The organism is Methylocystis sp. SC2 (genome assembly GCF_000304315.1).
Classification (GTDB): domain Bacteria; phylum Pseudomonadota; class Alphaproteobacteria; order Rhizobiales; family Beijerinckiaceae; genus Methylocystis.
This window is the reverse complement of sequence record NC_018485.1, coordinates 3,452,279-3,473,239: the sequence shown is the minus strand read 5'-3', so window position 1 is coordinate 3,473,239 and position 20,961 is coordinate 3,452,279. Positions and strand designations below refer to the sequence as shown.

The following is a 20,961-nucleotide window of genomic DNA, read 5'->3' as shown; positions in this document are numbered from 1 at the left end:
CAAAAGTCGCGGGATGGCGAGAGAACGCCGGTGAATGAACCGACCAACGGCCTTAACGGCTCCGACCGCCGCTTCAACGCGCTGGTCATCGAACTGGCGATCCGCCTGTTCGCGATCGGCGCGCTGATCTACTGGACCTTCATCATCGTCCTGCCTTTCGCGGCGATTATTCTGTGGAGCGTCGTGCTCGCCGTGGCGCTCTATCCGATCTTTCGCGTGGTGGCCGAAATATTGGGCGGCCGGCCAATAACAGCCGCCATTTTGATGACGATCGCCGGCCTGGTGCTGATCATCGGGCCCGTCACCTGGATGGCGGTCGGCGCCATCGACCCCATCAAGGCGGTGATGGCGGGCATTGAAACCGGCGATATCGCGGTGCCGCCGCCGCCCGCCTCGATCAAGGACTGGCCGTTCGTCGGCGAGCAGCTCTATTCCTTCTGGCTGCTGGCCTCGACCAATCTGCGCAGCGCCTTCACCCAAGTTTTGCCGCAGCTGAAGCCCGCCGGGGAATTCTTGCTCGATATGGCGAAGAGCGCCGGCGCGGGCACGCTGAAATTTCTCGTCTCCGTCCTGCTGATGGGCTTCATTCTCGCCGCCGCGCCGCAAATGCTCGCCGGCGCGAGGGCGCTGTCGCGGCGCATCGATCCGTCGAGCGGCGAGAAATTCGTCGACCTCGCCGGCGCGACGATCAACGCCGTGTCGCGCGGCGTCATGGGCCTGTCGCTCTTGCAGGCGGTCGTCGGCGGCGCCGGCATGTATCTCGCCGACGTGCCGGGCGCGAGCCTGCTGACCATCGCCATTCTCGTCCTCGGCATTATCCAGATCGGGCCGTTGATCGTCGTGGCGCCCGTCATCTTCTGGGCGTGGACGACCTTGGCGACGGGGCCGGCGCTGGCGCTGACGGTCTGCATGCTCAGCGTCAATTACGTCGACAACGTGCTGAAGCCTTTCATTTTCGCGCATGGGCTGTCGACGCCGATACCGGTGATTTTCGTGGGCGTGATCGGCGGCGTTCTCGCGCATGGCATCGCCGGCCTGTTCGCCGGACCGGTGGTGCTCGCCGTCGTCTGGGAGCTGACGAAAGCCTGGATCGCCGACGACCTCAAATTGGTCAGCGAAACGGCCGCCGAGCCCGACTTCGCCGTGGAGACGCCGCCGGCGCTATCGTCCGCGCAAGGCGTTAAGAACCTTTAGGCCGGCGCGGCCATCGCGCTGCAGGCCGGCGCGCGACTGAAAATCGGCGATCGCCTCTTTCGTCTTCGTGCCGATCACCCCGTCCGACTCGCCGACGTCATAGCCGCTGCGGGTCAGAAGCGCCTGCAATTCGCGGCGCTCGGCGCGCGAGAGGCCCGGATCGTCGGTCGGCCATGGCGTCTGAATGCCCGGCCGTCCGCGCAGCCTGTCGGACAGGACGCAGATCGCCAGCGCGTAGGATTCGGAGGCGTTATAGGCGTAGACCGCGTCGAAATTTTTCGTCACCAGGAATGCGGGACCGTTGCGCCCCGCCGGCAGCAGCAGCGCCGCAGCCCCCTCGCCAAGGCCGCCGCCGTCGAGGCGCGTCACGCCGCGCGACTGCCAGAAGCCCATGGATTGGCGGGTCTTGCGTCCGGAAGGTCCGGAATAGCCTTCCGGCAGACGCACTTCGAAGCCCCAGGGCATGCCGGCGCGCCAGCCGCTCTTGCGCAGATAATTCGCCGTCGAGCCGAGCGAGTCGGCCGCCGAGCTGGCGATATTGCGCCGCCCGTCGCCGTCGAGATCGACCGCCATGCCGAGAAAGGTCGAGGGCATGAATTGCGTGTGGCCGAAGGCGCCCGCCCAGGAGCCGTAGAACTCCTCCGGCGCGATATCGCCATGGTCGAGGACTTTGAGCGCGGCGATGAATTCCTTGCGCCAATAGTCGTTGCGACGCGGCGCTTCGCAGGCGAGCGTCGCGAGGCTCTGCACCACGGGGCGCTTGCCGAAACTCTTGCCGAAGTCGGATTCGACGCCCCACACGGCGACGATTGTCGGGGCGTCGACGCCGTAGCGGCTTTCCGCCGCGTGCAGCGCGCGGGCATGCTGATGCAGCATAGCGCGTCCTTCTTCGACGCGCTCCTCGTCGACGAGCCCGGCGACATAGTCCCAGACGGGCGTCGTAAACTCCGGCTGCTTGTCCATGAAGCTGACGGCGTCGTTGGGGGCGAGACCATTCGTCGCCGACGCGATCGTCTGCTGGCCGACGCCGGCGCCCGCCGCAGCGGCGCGCAGACCGGAGAGACAGCTCGACCATTCGGCGCGGGCCGGCGCGACCGCAAGTAAAAGGACGGCGAGCGCCGGCAGAAGATGATTTGCCTTCATGCTGCGAATTCTATCGCAAGGACGCGGCTTTTTCATGAGCCGCTTGGCTTGAAAAGTTCGCGTCACTCGCAGACGCGGCGTGGGCGCGAGCCGATCACCTCGCCATATTCGTCGAAGACGGGACGGCGCTCGACCCAGCACACCGGCGGCGGCGCGACATAGACCGGCGCGGGCGCATAGACGACGGGCGGCGCGGAATTGGCGAGCGCCCCGCCGGTGATGGCGCCAAGCGCAAACCCGCCAATGCCCGCCGCAATGGCCGGGCCGGCTGAATCGGCGCGCGCTGGCGCAACCGGCGTCATGGCCGCGGCGCCGAAAGCCAAAGCCGCCGAAAGCGTGGCGATAGTTTTGCGCATCATACTCTCCCAAGACGGGCGAGCCACATCTCCGCACGCGCTGCGCCGGCAAGCTCGCTCGACGGGACAATAGGAGCGATCCCGTAGATGAATCGTTAATGGCCGGCGTGGCGACGCTTCAGAGCTGCGAGACCCGCGGCTTGCCGGAAGGCGACTTCGGCGTCGGCTTGACCGGAGTCTGCTCCCGCGCGCCCTCGCCGCCGCCTGTCCTGAGCGCCGGCGCGTCATTCGCCTCCGATGTCGGGGTTTTGGCGCGGAACGCGGCGGCGAGCGCCCTAGCCGCGGCAAGCTCCCTGGAATCCAGCCGGGCGCCGATTTCGTCGCGCTTTTTGGCTGCGTCCTCATCGCCCTGATCTGCGGCGGCGGAAAACCACGCATAGGATTGCTGCAGATCGCGGCTGATCCCGAGGCCGCGAGCGTAGAGGATGGCGAGGTTGAACTGGCTGTCACGGATGCCGTATTCGGCCGCCCGACGGAACCACTCTGCAGCGGCGGCGTAATCCGGCTTGCCGTCGCCGCCCTCGGCGAGCAGCACGGCGACATTATGCATGGCGCGGGCGTTGCCGGACTCTGCGGCGCGCTCGTACCACTGCCTGGCGCGGGCGTAGTCGCGCGCGACGCCGACGCCCCTCTCATACATCGCACCCAGCCTGTATTGGGCGAGCGCCAGGCCCATTTCAGCCGCCTTTTCAAACCAATGCGCGGCCGCCTTGGCGTCGCGCGCGGCGCCGCGCCCCTCGACAAGACGCGCCCCCATTTCATACTGGGCGGCTGGATCGCCTTCGACGGCGAGGCGCTCGATCGTCGCCAGGGCGTCGCCGGACGAGAGCGGCGGCGCCTCGATTGTTCCAGTGGGCGTCGGATCGATGTTCCGCTGGGCGGCGACGGGTCGCGAGACGGACGCCGCCGGCCCCGTGTCGGGGGGAAGATCTTTGGTCGGGCGTTGGGCGACAGCCGGCGACGAGGCGCCGTTAGAGGCCAGCCGCTTTTCCGGCGACAACGCCGGCCGAACCGCCTTGGCTGGCGCTTTCGCCTCCTGCTGTCTCGGCGACGGCCCGAACGTCAAGCCGCCCTGCCCCTCCATGCGCGCGATCTGATAGGCGCCGATCAGCAGCATGACCGCGGCGAGGCCTAACAGCAGCGGACGCCTGCGGTCCTGAATGAGAGCGCTGAGTTTGACGACGGCGGCGCCCTGCGGCTTTTCCTGAGCCTGTTCCGCCTGGCGCGCCGCTTCGTCCGAAGGGGCGTCAGCCGCAGGCGTTTGCGCGGCGCGGCGCGCGGCGGCGATGAAGTCCGACTGAATCGAGCTGCGATGTGCGGCCCGATCCGCCTCCGGTCCTGACGGCGCAATGAAAGGCTCGCGCCGTTCGCCAACGCCATCGCCGACCGGCAGCAGGAACTCCATCGGATCGATCGGCGCCAGGGCTTCGCTTTCAGCCTCTGGGGCGTTGGCGGCGGCGGGCGCGCCGACGCGCTCGCGCGCATCGTCGCCGCAAGGTTCGCGCCCGACTTCCGCATCGGTCGAACTGCGGCTCTCGGTCAACTCGTCGTCAAACGCGCCGAGACGTTTGACGACGCGCTCGAGCGTTTGATGGACCGCCGTCAGCGTCTCATTCGTGCGCTGACCGCTCGCGTCTTGCATCCTGAGCAAGTCGTTCAATTCGCGCTGCACGGCGACGCGCACGGCCGCCGGCTGAACGCCCGCCGCATCTCGAAGAACCTCGGTGGCCGCCCGGCGAACCGCCGCCTCCGCCGCCTGCGTCGTTGCGGACCGCGTGTCCTCCAGGCGCGCGAAAAGATCGTTGATCTTCGACTCGAAGCCGATGAGCGCGCCGCTCCCTGCGTCGAGTCGTTCGAGCCGCTGCGCCAGCGCGCCGATCTGAGTTTCAAGCGATTTGAGCGCGCCGCCATCGGATGCGGACTCGGCCGTCTGCTGGATGCGGTCGGCGAACGACCCGACGAGAGCCGCCAGCTCGTCCTCTCGTTTCTCGACCCGCGCGCCGTCTTCGGCCCGCTGCGCGAATGCGGCGTGCATACGGTCGAGGCGCTCGACGATGTCGTCGAGCCGGGCGTTCTGTTCGCCAAATCTCGGCGCTGAGAATGGATCGTCGAGCCGGTCGATCTTGAACGAGAGCTGCGCGAGCTGACGCTCGACAGCCTGCAGATCGAGATCCCGCGCGTCGGCGGCGAAGGCGGCGTCCATTTTTCTGTCGAGGCCGCGCACCAGATTCTCGAGAGCTGCGAAATGTTCGGAATCGCCGGCGCCCGAGGGGTTTTCCAATCGCGCGGCGATCATCTGTCGAAGCGCATCGATGCGCTGCGCGAGATCGGCGAACTGACGTTCGGCGTTTCGTTCGGCGAGCATGGCCTCGATGCGCGCGAGCGATTCCGCCGGCGCGCCGTCCACGACGTGGGACTCGAACCGATCGAATCTGCGGCCGATCTCCTCGAACGCCGAGGCGTGATTGTCGTTGTCCAACGCCGCGTCAATTTTTTTGGCGAGCGTTGTGATGAGCGCTTCGAGGGGAGCCATATTCGCGGCGCCGCGATCGATGCGCTGCGTCAGCGTCTTGCCGAGTTCGTCGATGCGCTCGCCGATTTCGTCGAACCGCGCCGCCGCCGAATGTTCGGCGACGACGTCGAGCTTGCGCGCGAGCCGTTCGAGCCGTGTGTTGAAGGTCTCCAGTCCCTTCCCTGTTTCGGCGGCGACGATGGAGCGGATCGCCTTGACCACTTCGCCGAGATCCGCGCCGGACGCGCCACGTGAAAGCGCCAGCGCGTCGACGCGTTGGGTGACGTCGATGATGCGTGTTTCGATCCGCTCAAGCGGCAGCGGGCGCGCCATAAGCGCCGCCAGCTGTTCCTTGATCTCGTGAGTTTCGCGCGCGAGGTCGCGCACGGCCGACGCGTTCGCAATGTCTCCGTTCTGCAGCTTCTCCAGCCTGATGCCGATCGTTTCGACGTCGGCGCGCAAGTTACGCACGATGGGAGTCGGATCGAGATCTTCGATCACCGCGCGCAATTCGCCGATCATTCTTTCGGCGGGCGCGAGCGTCTCGTCTGGAACCCCGCGGCCGCGTTGCGACTCGATGCCCTGGCGGAGATCGCCCATCGCCGTTTCGATGGCGGCGACCGATGCGCGCGGCGCGAGTTCGCCGATCGCTTGCGCCACATCCTGGAGTTCGCGACGGACGTTTTCGATTTGTCGCATCATCACGAGCTGCTGGTCGCCCCGCTCGGCGGCGTCCTCGCGAAAGCTGTCCAAACCCTGCGAGACGGAATCGATCGAGCGCTGCAGCGCCTCAAAGCGCGATCCGGCGGAGGCGCCCGGCGTCAAGCCCGGCTTCGCTGCGCGCCCGCGCGTCGCATTGTCGTCCAGCCGTCCTGCAATTTCGGCGAGATGCTGATCAAGGCCGCGCAACGTCTTCTCGACGTCCGCGCCGCGATGTTCGCCCGACAGCCGCGCGAGCCGCGCTTCGAGCTCCGCCAGCGCGTTGCGGATCGGCCGCGCATTCGCGGACGGCTGCGCGCCGAGCTGGCTCTCGATTCGGCTTTTGGAGAGCGCGGCGATCGACCGCCAGATGGAGTCTTGGTCGACGCCACGGTTCTCGTCGCGTGGCTCTTCCGTGTTAGGAAGATTTTCCTCCCGATGTCCAGCCTCGCGCTCATGTGCGGGCGACTCGGAATTCGGACGCCCCTGATCAGGAAATTGCGCCTTGGTCATGTGGCTGTCCGGCGGGATCGACCCGTGGAATTGGAACAAAACGCGGTGGAACCGACGCGAACGCCCGAATCGCGCGCTACTGTCGGCGCGGGCCGCCGACCGCCGTGACTTTCCGTCGATCGAAGTAAAGAAGCCGTTAAGAAGCCGCTTTAAAGCGCCGTTGCGTTCACGATTGTCGCACCGCGGCTCGCTTGCGCCCGCGCCGGCGCCTCTCTACCTATGACGCAGCCCGAGAGAATCGCGGCGCGACGGTTCGGCCCCAAGCGCCGGCTTGCAAGGAGGCGTTGATGCCGAGCTACAAGGCGCCTGTAGACGACACCCTCTTCCTGCTAAATGATGTCTTGAATTTTCAGCGTTTCGGCAATCTGCCAGGCTTCGCGGACGTCACGCCGGACGTCATGTCGCAAATCCTCCTGGAGGCGGGAAAGATCTGCGAGGAGTCGCTCGCGCCGCTCAACCAGATTGGCGACGAAAAGGGCTGCAAGCGCCACGACGACGCCTCCGTCTCCACCCCGCCGGGCTTCAAGGAGGCGCATGACGCTTTCGCTCAAGGCGGCTGGATCAGCCTCGCCGTGCCCGAGGAATATGGCGGACAAGGCCTGCCCTATACGCTCGCCATGGCGATGAATGAATTCGCCTCCTCGGCCAACATGTCCTTCGCCATGTATCCTGGTCTGACCCAAGGCGCGCTCGCCGCTCTGCTGCGCCATGGCGATGACGCGCAGAAGAAGCTTTATGTGCCGAAGATGGCGGAAGGCCGCTGGTCGGGCACGATGAATCTGACCGAGCCGCAATGCGGCACCGATCTCGGCCTGCTGACGACCAAGGCGACGCCGCGGGGCGACGGCTCCTATTCGATCACCGGGCAGAAGATTTTCATTTCCGCCGGCGAACATGATCTGACCGAAAACATCGTGCATCTCGTGCTCGCGCGCATCGAAGGCGCGCCCGCCGGCGTGAAAGGAATTTCGCTCTTCGTCGTGCCGAAATTCCTGGTCGACGGCGATGGCGCGCTTGGAGCGCGCAACGGCGTCAGCTGCGGCTCCATCGAGGAAAAGATGGGCATCCACGGCAACGCCACCTGCGTCATGAATTACGACGGCGCGCAGGGCTTTCTCGTCGGCGAAGCCAATCGCGGACTGAACGCGATGTTCGTGATGATGAACGAGGCGCGGCTCGGCGTGGCCATGCAAGGCCTCGCCCAGTCCGAGGTCGCCTACCAGAACGCGGCGCAATACGCCAAGGAGCGTCTGCAGGGCCGCGCGCTCTCCGGTCCGAAAAACCCCGGAAAACCGGCCGACCAGATCATTGTGCATCCGGACGTGCGGCGGATGCTGCTCGAGATGAAGGCCTTCAACGAGGCGGCGCGCGGCTTCGCGCTGTCGGCCGCGCTCGACAGCGACATCGCGCATCGGTCCGACGACGCCGCCTCGCGCCAGGCGGCGGAGGACCGTCTCGGTCTGCTGACGCCCGTGCTCAAGGGCGTGCTCTCCGACATCGGCTTCGAAAACACCGTCAAGGCCCAGCAGGTGCTCGGCGGACACGGCTATATTCGCGAATGGGGCATGGAGCAGTTCGTTCGCGATGCGCGCATCAGCATGATTTACGAAGGCGCCAATGGCATTCAGGCGCTCGACCTCGTCGGCCGCAAGCTGCCGCGCGACGGCGGCCGCGCGATCATGGCCTATTTCAAGGACACGGCGGAGTTCCTGGCGCCGCTCGCCGACGACGACGCAATCAAAGCTTTCGTCGCGCCGGTGAAGTCGGCGCTCGACGATCTGCAAAAGGCGACGATGTGGCTGATGCAGAACGCCATGGCGAAGCCCGACAACGCCGGCGCCGCTTCATACGACTATATGCATCTCTTCGGCCGCGTCGCGCTCGGCGTGATGTGGGTGAAGATCGCGCAGGCGGCGATGGAGAAGAAGGCGCGCGAACCTCATGAAGCGGCGCGCATGGACGCGAAGCTTCTCACCGCGCGATTCTACATGGAGCGCATGCTGCCGGAAACGGGCATGCGCCTGGCGCGCATTTCAACCGGCGCAGACACGATGATGTCGCTGCCCGAGGAGATGTTTTAAGGGGCGCCCTCCTTCTCCCGCTCGCGGGAGAGGGAAACGCCGGAAAGATTCAAGAAGAGGAACTCTTCATGCCCGACGCTTTTATCTATGACGCCGTTCGCACGCCGCGCGGCCGCGGCAAGCCGGACGGCGCGCTGCATGAGGTCTCTTCGCTCGGCCTCGCCGTCACGGCGCTGCAGGCGATCAAAGAGCGCAACAAGCTCGAAGGTCCCGAAATCGACGACGTGATCCTCGGCTGCGTCGATCCGGTCGGGGAAGCGGGCGGCGACATCGCCCGCGCCGCGGCGATCTCATCCGGCTATTCGTACAAAGTTCCCGGCGTGCAGATCAACCGCTTCTGCGCCTCCGGATTGGACTCGGTGAATTTCGCCGCCGGCGAGATCATGTCCGGCCAGCATGATCTGGCGATCGGCGGCGGAGTCGAGAGCATGAGCCGCGTCGGCATCGGCGCGTCGGGCGGCGCCTGGCCGGTCGATCCGACGATCGCCATTCCTTCCTATTTCATGCCGCAGGGCGTCTCCGCCGATCTCATCGCGACGAAATACGGCTTCTCGCGCGACGACGTCGACGCCTATGCGGTCGAATCGCAAAAGCGCGCGGCGAAGGCCTGGGAGGAAGGCCGTTTCAAACATTCGATCGTGCCGGTGAAGGACGTCAACGGCATCACCCTGCTCGACCGCGACGAACATATGCGGCCGGGAACCGACATGCAGTCGCTCGCGGCGCTAAAGCCCTCCTTCGCCTTTTACGCGGAACAGGGCGGCTTCGACGCGGTGGCGATTCAGGCGCATCCCGAAGTCGAGAAATTGAATTACGTGCATCATGCCGGCAACTCTTCGGGCATCGTCGACGGCGCGGCGGCGGTGCTCGTCGGCTCGAAGGATGCGGGCGAGAAGCGTGGGCTAAAACCTCGCGCAAAAATTCGCGCCTACGCCAATATCGGCTCGGACCCGGCGCTGATGCTGACGGGACCTGTCGACGTGACCAAAAAAGTGCTGCATCGCGCCGGCATGACGGTGAACGACATCGATCTCTTCGAAGTCAACGAGGCCTTCGCCGCCGTGGTGCTGCGCTATTTGCAGGCCTTCGACCTCGATCCGGCGAAGGTCAACGTCAATGGCGGCGCCATCGCCATGGGCCATCCGCTCGGCGCGACCGGCGCGATGCTGATGGGAATCGCCATCGACGAATTGGAGCGCACCGGAAAATCCACCGCGCTCGTCACGCTCTGCATCGGCGCCGGCATGGGCACGGCGACGATCGTGGAGCGGGTGTGAAGGCGGGTCGTCAGCGTGACCATGCTTATTGATGCCGCGAAAAATCGGGATGAACTCTTTTCCTCGCTAGGAGGGATTGAGGTTCGGGTTCCCGGGCGCGCTGACGGTAGAACCAAAGAGCACAAAGAGAGATCGACGATTTGTCGACTCCTCTCGTCCCTGGCGCAGGCTGACGAGCTAATTTATCCTCTATCCGCGGAGCAGACCGCCCCGCCCGACCCAGATTTCATTCTCAATTTGGGCAGTGTGCCCATCGGGGTCGAAGTTACTGAAGCGACATCGGACGCTTACTCCGAATATCTAACTTTTGCTGCCAAAAGAGAGCGAGCTTTTCCGGAAAAATCCTTCGCACTCATCGAACCAGCCTCTTTTCGGCCTGGGGCATGGAAACGCGCACGCCACCAAGAAGACCGAATTGATGCGATGGAGGCGGAGGCGAACAAACGGCGCCTCACTTCGGAGGGCTGGAGCGGGAACGAACCAGAACACGAATGGGCAAACTACGTCATAGAGGCGGCACAAAGGAAAACAAAAAGGGTATCTGCTTATTTCAGCAGATGTCAGAAAGTTTGGCTCCTCGTGTACGTAAACGCTCCTCTACCAAACATCCATTTTGAAGACGCGCTATCTGTGATGATTCCTGAGGTCGAGAATTTTTGGCGCCAGGACCAATGGTTCGACGTACTCCACATCGTGGATGGCTCCACAATAATCAGCGTGAAGCCCGACGGATGCTCCAAAATGCCTGTTCATGACCTTTGGAACTCAAAGACTCCCTTGAACGATTTAAATGACGCAATTTCTGCTGAATCCGACCAAGCATTGTGGGACAAAGTCGTTCGCGCCGAACTGCGTGAAACAGAATTTGGGTTTGAAGACGACGAAGACGAATCGAGCAAGGAATCGTGAAATGAATCTCGTCAATTTCCGCTTCGAGACCGGCGCCGACGGCGTCGCGCTTGCGACCTGGGACATGCCCGAGCGCTCGATGAACGTCATCACGCCGGAGGTGATGGACGAGCTGGAGACGATCATCGACACGGTGGTCGCGGCGCCCGACGTCAAAGGCTGCGTCGTCGCCTCGGGCAAGAGCGCCTTTTCCGGCGGCGCCGATCTTTCCATGCTGCAGCATGGCGCCGCGCAATACGCCAAGGCGCTGAAGGAGCAAGGCGAAGACGCGGCGAACAAGCAGTTTTTCGAATTCTCGCGCCGATTGTCGCTGCTCTATCGCAGGCTCGAGACCTGCGGCAAACCTTTTGCGATCGCCATTCACGGCGTCTGTCTCGGCGGCGCTTTCGAACTTGCGCTCGCCTGCCACTATCGCGTGATGGCCGACGACGAGAAAACCAAGGTCGGCCTGCCGGAAATCAAGGTCGGACTCTTCCCTGGCGCCGGCGGCACGCAGCGCGTCGCGCGCATCATGCAGACCGGCGACGCGCTGCAGTTCCTGTTCCGGGGCGATCAGATCAAGCCGAAAGCGGCGCTCGGCGCCAAACTCGTGCACGAAATTGCGCCGAAAGCCGAGATCGTCGATCGCGCCCGGGCCTTCATCGCCAATGGCGGCAAGGCGCAGGCGCCATGGGACGCAAAGGACTTCAAGAATCCGTCCGGCAGGGTGTTCTCGCCCGCCGGCATGATGGTCTGGCCCGCCGCCAACGCCATCTATCGCCGCGAGACCTACGACAATTATCCCGCCGCCAAGGCCATTCTGCATGCAGTCTACGAAGGATTGCAATTGCCGATGGACCAGGCGCTCACCGTCGAGTCGCGCTGGTTCGCGCATATTCTGCGCTCGAAGGAAGCGGCGGCGATGATCCGCTCGCTGTTTCTCTCGAAGAATGAATTGGACAAGGGCGCGCACCGGCCTAAAGACGTCGGCCCGACCAATCTCAAGAAGATCGGCATTATCGGCGCGGGCTTCATGGGCGCGGGCGTCGGTTATATCAGCGCGCTGAACGGCCTCGACGTGGTTCTTGTCGACCGCGATCAGGAGAGCGCCGACAAGGGCCTCGCGACGATCGACAAGCTCATCTCGAGCTCCGTCAGCAAAGGCCGCGCGACCGCCGCCGACAAGGACGCGCTGATGGCGCGCGTCGTCGCCACCGCTGATTACGCCGCGCTCAAAGGCTGCGATCTCGTGCTCGAAGCGGTGTTCGAAGATCGCGCCGTCAAGGCGGACGTCACAAAGCGCGCGCAGGAGGTTGTGGGCGCCGACGTGATCTTCGCCTCGAACACCTCGACGCTGCCGATCACCTCGCTCGCAGAAACCACCCAAAAGCCCGAGAATTTCATCGGCATCCACTTCTTCTCGCCAGTGGAAAAAATGCTGCTCGTCGAAGTGATCATGGGCGAGAAAACCGGCGACCGCGCGCTGGCGACGGCGCTCGACTTCGTTCGCATCATCAAGAAGACGCCGATCGTGGTTAACGACTCGCGCGGCTTCTTCGCCAATCGCTGCGTGCTCAACTATGTTCGCGAAGGGCAGATCATGCTGGTCGACGGCGTGCCGCCGGCGATGATCGAAAATGTCGCCCGCATGGCCGGCATGCCGGTCGGGCCGCTGTCGCTCAACGACGAAGTCGCGCTCGATCTCGGGTGGAAAATACTGCAGGCGACGAAGAAGGATCTCGGCGAAGGCGCCGTCGATCCTTCGCAGGAGCGCGTGCTGCGTTTCATGGTCGAGGAAAACGGGCGTTTCGGCCGCAAGAACGGCAAAGGCTTCTACGACTACCACGCCAATGGAACGAAGAGCCTGTGGCCGGGCCTCTCGGCCCTGGCGCAAAAAGGGCTGGATCCCGATACGCTCGACGTCGGTGAAATGAAGCAGCGCTTTCTCGTCACCCAGGCGGTCGAAGCGGCGCGCGCCATGGCCGAGGGCGTGGTCGCCGATCCGCGCGAGGCGGACGTCGGCTCCATTTTGGGCTTCGGCTTCGCGCCCTTCACCGGCGGCGTCATCTCCTACATCGACGGCATGGGCGCGAAAAATTTCGTCGCGCTGTGCGACAGGCTCGCCGCGACATACGGAACGCGCTTCGAGCCGCCGCAACTGCTGCGCGACATGGCGGCGAAGGGCGAAACCTTCTACGGACGCTTCATGTCACAGAAAATGGCGGCGTAATTTCATGCGGCATCACAGCCCTCGTACGTCGAGGCGGTCGCTTCGCGACCTCCTCAGCATGAGGCTGCTTCATCGAGCATGCAAAAATGCGGAGCTGAGCCCCCTCATCCCGAGAGCGGCCCGCAAGTCGGGTTTTCCCGACTTGCGCATAAGATGTCGATCTCGGGCGCGCCCGAGATCGAAGCCGCGTCTCGAAGGACGAGGAGCCGCCTCTGATCGCAGGCTGCGAGGGCGCTTCACCTTTAGGGGACATGACATCCGTCATGCCGGCGGGTAAAAGACAGGCTGGGCGTGTAGGTTTGACCCGCGCGCCCGCGCCCGGACCTGGTTAATGCCGATTTTCGTGCTTCCCTTTCCAGTGATCGATCCTGTCGCCGTCAACATCGGGCCCGTGCCGCTGCGGTGGTATGCGCTCGCCTATATCGGCGGCTTTCTCTTCGGCTGGCTCGGCTTGCGCGCGCTCGCCGCGAACGATGCGCTCTGGCGGCGCGGCCAACCGCGACCAAGCCGAGAATCTCTCGATGATCTTCTCATCTTCGTCGCCTTCGGCGTCGTCATCGGCGGACGACTCGGGCATGTGCTGATCTATGATCCGGCGTTCTATTTCTCGCATCCGCTGGAAATTTTTCAAACCTGGAAAGGCGGCATGGCCTTTCATGGCGGCCTCGTCGGGGCGATCATCGGCATGGCCCTTTACGGCCGTCGCAACGACGTGCCGCTGCTCACCGTGAGCGACATTTGCGCTACGGTCGCGCCGATCGGACTTTTCTTCGGCCGGCTCGCCAATTTCATCAAGCCGGAGATGTGGGGACGCGAAACCGACGTTCCCTGGGCGATGGTCTTTCCCGGCGCGGGCGACGTCCCGCGCCATCCCAGCCAACTCTATGAGGCGGGGCTCGAAGGCTTGGCGCTGGGGTTGCTGTTATGGCTCGCGGCGCGTCAAGGCGCGCTCAAACACCCGGGTCTCGCCACCGGCCTTTTTGGCGTCGGCTATGGGCTGGCGCGCATTTTCTGCGAGTTTTTTCGCGAACCCGATCCGGTTCAGGAAGCGCTGCCCAATGGGCTGACCATGGGCATGGTCCTTTCTGCGCCGCTTGTCTTAATTGGCGCGGCGGCGATCCTGTTCGCGCTGCGCCCGAGGAGCGCGACGGCATGAGCGCCTTGCAAAGAGAGATCGTCGAGACGATCGCTCATGACGGTCCGATGACGCTCGAGCGATTCATGTCGCTCTGCCTGACGCATCCGCGCTACGGCTATTACATGACGCGCGATCCATTCGGCGCGGGCGGAGACTTCATCACCGCGCCGGAGATCAGCCAGATGTTTGGCGAATTGCTCGGCGTCTGGGTCACCGAAGCCTGGCGCGCCGCGGGAGCGCCGTCTCAGGCCCGGCTCGTCGAGCTCGGCCCCGGCCGCGGCACGCTGATGTCGGACGTGCTGCGGGTGACGCCGATCGCGCCCAACTTCTTTTCCGCCGTCAGCGTGCATCTGGTCGAAACCAGTCCGGTGCTGCGCGAAGCGCAACGCCAGACGCTGGCCAGGGCCGCAAAGCCGGCGCAATGGCATTTGGATTTTGCCGAGATCCCTCCCGGCCCAGCCTTCATCCTCGCCAATGAATTTTTCGACGCCCTGCCCGTCAGGCACTTCGTCAAGACCGCCAGCGGCTGGCGCGAACAACTTGTCGGGCTCGACGCTCAAGGCGAGCTCGCCTTCGGACTGTCCGATCAGATCGAGCCGACGCTCAACGTCCCGGCGCGCGAAGGGTCGATCATCGAAGTCAGCGCCGTGAGCCAAAAACTTATGGGCGACATCGCCGCGCGGCTCGTCGCCCAAGGCGGCGCGCTGCTGCTCATCGACTACGGCTATGAGCAGACGTCGCTCGGCGACAGTTTCCAGGCGGTGTCGCGCCACGCCTATGTCGATCCGCTCGCGACTCCCGGCGAAGCGGATCTCACGGCTCACGTCGATTTCGCCGCTTTGGCGCGCGCCGCGCGCGCGCGCGGCGCCAAGGTGATGGGCCCGGTGACGCAAGCGCAATTTCTGCTGCAGCTTGGCATCGAACGCCGCGCCGAGACCTTGTCGAAAAAGGCGACGCCTGAACAGGCGCAGTCGATCATCGACGCTTTCGAACGTCTCACCGGCGTCGACCATGCGCGCGATCAGATGGGCCAACTGTTCAAAGTGATGGCGGTGACCCATCCCGACATGCCCGACCTGCCGGGATTTTTCGTGTAATATCGGCGCGATGACGTCCGAAACGCCTGCGCTGACCGCGCGAAATCTCAGCCTGCCCGGCCTGCGCCACGCCTTTTTCACCCGCGATGGCGGCGTGTCCGAAGGCGTCTACGCCTCGCTCAATGGCGGCGTCGGCTCGCGCGACGCGCCGCCGCATGTCGAGGAGAATCGCGCCCGCATGGCGGCGCGTCTCGGAGTGGCGGCCGAGCGCCTGCTGGTGCCGTTCCAGATCCATTCCGCAGAGGCGCGCGCCGTGCGTGAACCGTGGAGCGCTGAGGCGCGGCCGCGATGCGACGGCGTGGTGACGACGGAAGTTTCGCTCGCGCTCGGAGTCACCGGCGCCGATTGCGGCATGCTGCTGTTCGCCGACGTGAAGGCGGCCGTGATCGGCGCCTGTCACGCCGGCTGGAAAGGCGCGCTCGGCGGCGTCATCGAAGCGACCGTCGGAGAGATGGAGGCGCATGGCGCGCGCCGCGGCGACATCCATGTCGCGCTCGGCCCGGCGATCGGCGCGACGAGCTATGAAGTTGGGCCGGAGTTCATCGATCAGTTTCGCGAAACGGACGAAGCCTTCGCGCGCTTTTTTACGCCGACGGCGCGCGAAGGCCATGCGACCTTCGATCTGCCGGGCTTCATCGCCTCACGCGTCGAGGCGCTGGACGTCGCCTCCTTCGAAGATCTTGGCGTCGACACTTATGCGGATGAAGCGCGCTGTTTCAGCTACCGCCGCAGCGTCCATCGCAAGGAGCCGGACTATGGACGGCTCGTCTCGGCGATCGCGCTGATCTGATGTGATTACCGTAATCACCCTTGTCATGTGAAGGATGGCGCGTCATGTTCCGCCGAACGCCTAGGCGTATTTCAGAATGCGCGTTATACTCACTTTGAGTTAGCCAGATTCCTTGATAGCGAGCCTAGTCTGTTATTGGAGCCAAAGTATGCGATTGCCGCTAGTTTTATCGATGCTCATGCTATTTGCGATTGCCCCGTCTCTTTCAGCCTGCGGCGCGAATTGGCGTATTGGTTCCATTCCCTGCACCGGCTGCCCTCCAAGATGAATTGCGCATCTGCCAATTAAGTCAAAGAGAACACTGCAGCTGCTTCCTATCGGGATCGGTATTCGCCGACACGTCACGCATCCAGTTTATGGGTCTGGGCGACGAGCGGATTAAAAAGTGTTGTTCCTTGGAGCGGCCTACTTCGTCGCGTAGCTGAAGATCATCGAATGCGGCAGGCCGCGCGGCGGCGCCGGGAACGGCGCGGCGCGGCGCACGGCTGCGAGAGCGGCGGCGTCGAGATCGGGCGCGCCGCTCGGCTGGTGCACAGCCTGGTGGGTGAGATTGCCCGATTCGTCGATGTAGAAGACAACCGCGCCCCTGCCTATCGCGCCGCTCCCGCGCACGCGCGGCGGAATGCGCATGTGCGGCATGATCATGCCGTAGAGGATCGTCAGATAGGTGGTCTTCGCATGGCCGCCGCCCACCGGCGAGAATTTGCGCGGCGCAGCAAGCTTATAGTCGGGTATCGGCGCGAGCGCCGCGAGCTGATCGGCGATGGAATTGCCCTCGCCCTTCTTGACCGGCCCCTTTTCGTTTGGGTCGGGCTTCTCCTGCGGCTTCTTTTCGGGCGCGGCCTGCTCGATGACTTCGGCGTCGCTCTTGTCCTCGATCGGCGTGTCCTTGGTCTCTTCCGGCGCCTTCGCCTTTCCGTCTTCGTCCTCGCCGTCCTTCATGCCCTGAGGCTTGTCGTCCTTGGGCGCGTCCTTCTCCTGCGCGTTCTTCGGCGTCTTGAGGTCCTTCTCCTCCGGCGCGTTGACGTCGGACTTGGTCTTGCTCTCGGCCTCGGGGGCGTCGAAAGCAGGCTTTTCCTCCTCCAACGGCGGTGGCGGCGGCGGCTTCTGCTGCTGTTTTTGCTGCTCCGGGGGTTTCTCCGGCTCGGGCGCAGGGGGCTCTTCCTGCTTCGGCGGGGGCGGTTCGGTGATCACCTCGACGGGCGTTTCCTCGACGATGCGCGGCGCTTCGCGGGCGGCGCGCCAGTCCTCCAACAGCAGGAACGCGAGGACGCACAGATGCGCCAGCAGGCACAGCAGGAGAAACATGAGGAAGCGGGGGCGCACGACGAGCGCGCGCCGCCGCCGAAGGGCGTCCACGCCAAAGGTCGCGCTAAAGGCGCGTTGGTGGCTGCTGTCGTTCATTGCGATGGAAAGCCGCGCTCCAGCGCCGCCGCTGCTTGCATTATCGATCTGGGTCGGTGACCGGGGGGCGCCACACTCCAATTATAGCCGCCTTTGGGCAAAAACGCGCCCCCGCAAAAACATGACGCCTTTTGCCGCAGTTATCAACGCCCCGCGACCGCATACATAAGATCTATCTAATTTAAGTGGCGCTCGAACGCCGCGCGGGGGGAATGTATGAAAAGCTTCAGGTCCTTGTCTCGCCGAGGATTTCTCATCGGCGCGGGCGCAGCGGCGACGATCGGCGCCCCGGCCTTGGGCCAGGGGCATACGATGCGCCGGATCGCGCCGAACCGGGCGTCCGACGCCTTCACGCCGGACGTCGAACTCGAATTAATCTGCAGGCGCGACGAAACGTCCATCTTGACGGGCAAGGCCACGCGGGTGTGGCGCTACGTCGGCAATCTGATCAAAGGTCCGGCCAACGCGCTGACGGCGCTGCCTGACGCTTACCTCGGCCCCCTGCTGCGTTTCGCCAAGGGACAAAAGATTCGCATCCGGCTGCGCAACGAATTGCCGGAGGAAACCGTCACGCATTGGCACGGCCTGCATGTGCCGATGTTGATGGACGGCCATCCGGCGGCGGCGATCGATCCGGGCGAGACCTACGTCTACGAATTCGAGATCCGCAATCGCGCCGGGATGTATTTCTATCATCCGCATACGCACGAGAAGACCGCGACGCAGGTCTATCGCGGCCTGGCGGGCGCCATCCTCGTTGAGGACGAGGAAGAGCGCGCGCTCGGACTGCCGTCCGGCGAATTCGAAATTCCGCTCGTCATCCAGGATCGCGCGTTCGACGGCGACAATCAGCTCGCCTATGGCGGCGACATGCATACGAGCATGTTCGGTTTTTATGGCGACCGCGCGCTCGTCAATGGACGATGCAATTTGACGCTCGACGTCGCGAGCCGCGCCTACCGTCTGCGGATCCTCAACGGCTCGAATGCGCGCATCTACAAGCTGTGCTGGGACGACCGGACTCCGCTGACCGTGATCGGCGTCGACGGCGGCCTGTTGGAGAAGGCGGAAACGCGGCCCTATGTGATGCTGGCGCCCGCCGAGCGCGTCGATCTCATCGTCGATTTCAGCGGCCGTCCGCAAGGCGCGAAGCTGACGATGCTGAGCGGAGAATTCTACGGTCTGATTCCGCCGATGGCGCAGCGCATGATGGGAAGCGATCTCGCGATGGGCGAGGAATTCCCTCTGTTTACGGCCAGGGTGACGAAAGCTTCGACCGATTCATGGAGGCTTCCGGAAAAGCTCTCGACAATCAGGCGCTGCCGCAAGGACGAGATCGCCAATCCGGACGACCCCCTTCCGATCGCCATCACCATGGCGCGCATGGCGATGTTCCTCAACGGCCGCCCCTATGGCCACGACGACATACAGCCGCGCGAACGCATTCCCGTCGACACGACGCAGCTCATCGAAATTTTCTTTGAGCGTGGCGGCATGGGCATGATGGGCGGCGGCATGATGCGCGGCCGCATGGGCCGCATGGGCATGGGCATGATGGGCGGCATGGGAATGGGCGGCATGGGCATGATGGGAATGATGTCGATGGCGCATCCCATCCATCTGCACGGCCAGCCCTTCGAGATTGTCGAGCGCAGCTTCGAGGGCGACGAGGACGCCTACGCCTCGGTCCGCGACGGCTTCATCGACAGCGGACTAAAGGACACCGTGCTCGTCACGCCGGGCGAGCGCCTGCGAATCATCAAGCCGTTCGGCGATTTCAAGGGACGCTTCATGTATCACTGCCACAATCTCGAACATGAGGACGCTGGCATGATGCGCGAGTTCTCGGTGGAGTAGAGCGGCTTAAACGCGCCGGGCCGCGACGCGCATTCTCGCATCCAGAAGCGGTCTATCTAACTCAATCTTAAAAGCTGTCCATTCAAACGCGCTCCCGGTCGGGCCTACGGCCCGCCGGGAGCGATGCTGCGCGCTCTAATGCTGCATGCCGCCCATGCCGCCCATGCCGCCGCCGCCTGAATGCGACATGCCGCCCATCATGCCGCCGCCCATCCCGCCCATCATGCCGCCCATCATGTCGCCCATGGACATGCCGACCTTCATGATGCCGCTCAGCGTCTCACTTGCGGTCTTCTTCTGCTCGTCGCTCAAACTGGTGAAGAGCGACTCGATCGCCGCCTTCTGCGCGCGCACGGCCTCGATATGGTCGACCATATGGTTCTCCATCATCGTGAGCTTGTTCAAAACTTCCGGCTTGGAATGGTCCGCGCGCATATCGGCGGCGTCGCATTTTTGCTTCGCCTTATGCCCTGCGGCGCGCCACGCCTCGGCGAAGGCGTTCCAGGCGCCGGTTTGCCCGTCGGTCAGTTTCAACTCGGCCTTCAGATAGGCGAGGCGTCCCTCAAGATGATCGGCGAAGCCGCAGACCATTTTGTTCATCATCGCGCCGCCGGCATGCGACATGCCGCTCATGCCGTCGCCGGCGTCCTTGCCGCCGCCGTGGCTCATGCCCGACATTCCCCCCATCATGCCGCCTTTGCCGCCGCTTTGGCCGCCGCCTTGGCCCATGCCCGACATGCCGCCCATCATGCCGCCCATGCCGCCGCCCATGCCGCCGCTTTGACCGCCGCCGTGGCCCATGCCCGAAATGCCGCCGTGATGGCCTGCATGACCTTCGTCGGCCTTGCCCGCTTCGCTCTTGTCTTCGGCCTTGCCGGATTCAGCGCCGCCTGATTGCGCCTTGCCAGGGTCCGCCCATTGCGCCGGGGCGTTGGCGCCGCCCTGCTCCATGGCGCCATGGTCCATCTTGCCATGGTCCATGCCGCCGTGTTCCGCGCCGCCCTGCTGCGCCCGCGCCGCCGAGAGTCCAGCGGCGAGGAGCAAAGCGGCGGCGCTCGCCGCAAGCAATTTTCCGCGCGATGTTTGTTTTCGCGTCGTCATGGCGCCCTCCCTTGCGATGTTTGTCGCGATCGCTCCTGTCGTCGCTGGCGCGACGAATCAATTATGGAGGTTCGCGCATGTTGAGCGCCTAACCGAGCATCAGGCGCCGTTGAACGTCTGCAACTTTGTCACAGATCAAGCCGTGAGGCGATGGGCGAATCGTCACGCGGACGCATGAATTTCAAAAAGCGATCCTGCGACTTTGCAAAGCAATACTGCACGGCGAAACGCGGCGGACTCGCGCCCGCCGCTGGTGAGTTCACCGCTTAGGACACTCAAATGCCACTCGATTCGGGTCCTACCGATTCTGCGACGATGCGTTCACATTGCGCGCCGCATAAGGATCCTGACCAATGGGGCGCGGCGCCACGGCCTCGCGAGGTTTGGTCGTCTCTTCCTTGTATCCAGGCTGGCCCACCGCCTGCGGCGGCTTCCATTCGACCGTCGATGCTTGCTCGCCGGCAAAGGCGTGGTTCGTCAGGGCCGCAGCCGAAGCGAGGGCGACGGCGGCAAAAAGCTTATAAGCCATGTTTCCTCTCCCTGATGATGTAGTTCTCGCGTCGCCCGTTCCTCCAAAAGGCGACGCAAGGCGCGAGTTCACGCGCGTATAAAATGCTACTTTTTCGTGTCGCAATTTCTACAGTGATCGTTTGCGCCGTTTTGCCGCAGTTTTGTTTTCGC

General features: G+C 64.3%; 15 protein-coding genes. 9 read left to right on the top strand and 6 right to left on the bottom strand.

The features are described from left to right. The first annotated feature begins 30 nt into the window (after nt 1-30). A complete protein-coding gene (locus BN69_RS16775; protein ID WP_014892840.1) occupies nt 31-1,194 on the top strand; it encodes an AI-2E family transporter in 1,164 nt (387 codons plus the stop codon). Here BN69_RS16775 and BN69_RS16770 read toward each other — a convergent pair. The 3 genes from BN69_RS16770 to BN69_RS16760 all read right to left on the bottom strand — a co-directional run bounded on the left by BN69_RS16770 (nt 1,162) and on the right by BN69_RS16760 (nt 6,417). Further along, entirely contained in the window at nt 1,162-2,337 is a 1,176-nt protein-coding gene (locus tag BN69_RS16770) for a lytic murein transglycosylase (RefSeq protein WP_041927508.1), read from the bottom strand. The genes BN69_RS16775 and BN69_RS16770 overlap by 33 nt on opposite strands. Before the next feature lie 62 nt (nt 2,338-2,399). Continuing rightward, nucleotides 2,400-2,696 carry a hypothetical protein gene (locus BN69_RS16765; protein WP_244434984.1) on the bottom strand — a complete coding sequence of 99 codons (297 nt, stop codon included), beginning with the start codon at nt 2,694-2,696 and terminating at the stop codon, nt 2,400-2,402. A gap of 115 nt (nt 2,697-2,811) precedes the next feature. Beyond that, on the bottom strand, nt 2,812-6,417 hold the full coding sequence (locus tag BN69_RS16760) for an SEL1-like repeat protein (RefSeq protein WP_051013345.1): 3,606 nt from the start codon (nt 6,415-6,417) through the stop codon (nt 2,812-2,814). Between the two features lie 287 nt (nt 6,418-6,704). Between BN69_RS16760 and BN69_RS16755 the strand changes: the two genes are divergently transcribed. The 7 genes from BN69_RS16755 to BN69_RS16725 all read left to right on the top strand — a co-directional run bounded on the left by BN69_RS16755 (nt 6,705) and on the right by BN69_RS16725 (nt 15,918). Continuing rightward, nucleotides 6,705-8,498, top strand: coding sequence for an acyl-CoA dehydrogenase C-terminal domain-containing protein (locus BN69_RS16755; RefSeq protein WP_014892836.1), 1,794 nt, complete (start codon nt 6,705-6,707; stop codon nt 8,496-8,498). Between the two features lie 68 nt (nt 8,499-8,566). Continuing rightward, a complete protein-coding gene (locus tag BN69_RS16750) occupies nt 8,567-9,775 on the top strand; it encodes an acetyl-CoA C-acetyltransferase (protein ID WP_014892835.1) in 1,209 nt (402 codons plus the stop codon). Between the two features lie 15 nt (nt 9,776-9,790). Beyond that, nucleotides 9,791-10,684 carry a hypothetical protein gene (locus BN69_RS16745; RefSeq protein ID WP_041927023.1) on the top strand — a complete coding sequence of 298 codons (894 nt, stop codon included), beginning with the start codon at nt 9,791-9,793 and terminating at the stop codon, nt 10,682-10,684. Between the two features lies 1 nt (nt 10,685). Further along, on the top strand, nt 10,686-12,893 hold the full coding sequence (locus BN69_RS16740; RefSeq protein WP_014892833.1) for a 3-hydroxyacyl-CoA dehydrogenase NAD-binding domain-containing protein: 2,208 nt from the start codon (nt 10,686-10,688) through the stop codon (nt 12,891-12,893). A gap of 331 nt (nt 12,894-13,224) precedes the next feature. Continuing rightward, nucleotides 13,225-14,049 carry a prolipoprotein diacylglyceryl transferase gene (gene lgt / locus BN69_RS16735; protein ID WP_014892832.1) on the top strand — a complete coding sequence of 275 codons (825 nt, stop codon included), beginning with the start codon at nt 13,225-13,227 and terminating at the stop codon, nt 14,047-14,049. Next, on the top strand, nt 14,046-15,128 hold the full coding sequence (locus tag BN69_RS16730) for a class I SAM-dependent methyltransferase (protein WP_014892831.1): 1,083 nt from the start codon (nt 14,046-14,048) through the stop codon (nt 15,126-15,128). The genes lgt and BN69_RS16730 overlap by 4 nt, the downstream gene beginning before the upstream one ends. 10 nt (nt 15,129-15,138) lie before the next feature. Further along, nucleotides 15,139-15,918, top strand: coding sequence for a purine nucleoside phosphorylase YfiH/LACC1 family protein (locus BN69_RS16725; RefSeq protein WP_014892830.1), 780 nt, complete (start codon nt 15,139-15,141; stop codon nt 15,916-15,918). A 405-nt stretch (nt 15,919-16,323) separates the two neighbouring features. On the opposite strand, the gene BN69_RS16720 is transcribed toward BN69_RS16725, so the two are convergent. Continuing rightward, entirely contained in the window at nt 16,324-17,322 is a 999-nt protein-coding gene (locus BN69_RS16720) for a TonB family protein (RefSeq protein WP_014892829.1), read from the bottom strand. A gap of 234 nt (nt 17,323-17,556) precedes the next feature. Here BN69_RS16720 and BN69_RS16715 point away from each other — a divergent pair, with 234 nt between their 5' ends. Continuing rightward, nucleotides 17,557-19,179 carry a multicopper oxidase family protein gene (locus BN69_RS16715; RefSeq protein WP_244434983.1) on the top strand — a complete coding sequence of 541 codons (1,623 nt, stop codon included), beginning with the start codon at nt 17,557-17,559 and terminating at the stop codon, nt 19,177-19,179. Between the two features lie 135 nt (nt 19,180-19,314). On the opposite strand, the gene BN69_RS16710 is transcribed toward BN69_RS16715, so the two are convergent. Beyond that, nucleotides 19,315-20,280, bottom strand: a complete 966-nt coding sequence (locus BN69_RS16710) for a Spy/CpxP family protein refolding chaperone (RefSeq protein ID WP_014892827.1) — start codon at nt 20,278-20,280, stop codon at nt 19,315-19,317. Nucleotides 20,281-20,578: 298 nt separating this feature from the next. Next, nucleotides 20,579-20,809: a hypothetical protein gene (locus BN69_RS16700; protein ID WP_014892826.1), complete on the bottom strand. Its 231-nt coding sequence runs from the start codon at nt 20,807-20,809 to the stop codon at nt 20,579-20,581. Nucleotides 20,810-20,961 lie beyond the last annotated feature (152 nt).

Coding starts and splice junctions, on each gene's coding strand:
- BN69_RS16770 (WP_041927508.1), bottom strand. CDS start 2,337: ATGAAGGCAAATCATCTTCTGCCGGCGCTCGCCGTCCTTTTACTTGCG.
- BN69_RS16765 (WP_244434984.1), bottom strand. CDS start 2,696: ATGATGCGCAAAACTATCGCCACGCTTTCGGCGGCTTTGGCTTTCGGC.
- BN69_RS16760 (WP_051013345.1), bottom strand. CDS start 6,417: ATGACCAAGGCGCAATTTCCTGATCAGGGGCGTCCGAATTCCGAGTCG.
- BN69_RS16755 (WP_014892836.1), top strand. CDS start 6,705: ATGCCGAGCTACAAGGCGCCTGTAGACGACACCCTCTTCCTGCTAAAT.
- BN69_RS16750 (WP_014892835.1), top strand. CDS start 8,567: ATGCCCGACGCTTTTATCTATGACGCCGTTCGCACGCCGCGCGGCCGC.
- BN69_RS16740 (WP_014892833.1), top strand. CDS start 10,686: ATGAATCTCGTCAATTTCCGCTTCGAGACCGGCGCCGACGGCGTCGCG.
- lgt (WP_014892832.1), top strand. CDS start 13,225: ATGCCGATTTTCGTGCTTCCCTTTCCAGTGATCGATCCTGTCGCCGTC.
- BN69_RS16730 (WP_014892831.1), top strand. CDS start 14,046: ATGAGCGCCTTGCAAAGAGAGATCGTCGAGACGATCGCTCATGACGGT.
- BN69_RS16725 (WP_014892830.1), top strand. CDS start 15,139: ATGACGTCCGAAACGCCTGCGCTGACCGCGCGAAATCTCAGCCTGCCC.
- BN69_RS16720 (WP_014892829.1), bottom strand. CDS start 17,322: ATGAACGACAGCAGCCACCAACGCGCCTTTAGCGCGACCTTTGGCGTG.
- BN69_RS16710 (WP_014892827.1), bottom strand. CDS start 20,280: ATGACGACGCGAAAACAAACATCGCGCGGAAAATTGCTTGCGGCGAGC.
- BN69_RS16700 (WP_014892826.1), bottom strand. CDS start 20,809: ATGGCTTATAAGCTTTTTGCCGCCGTCGCCCTCGCTTCGGCTGCGGCC.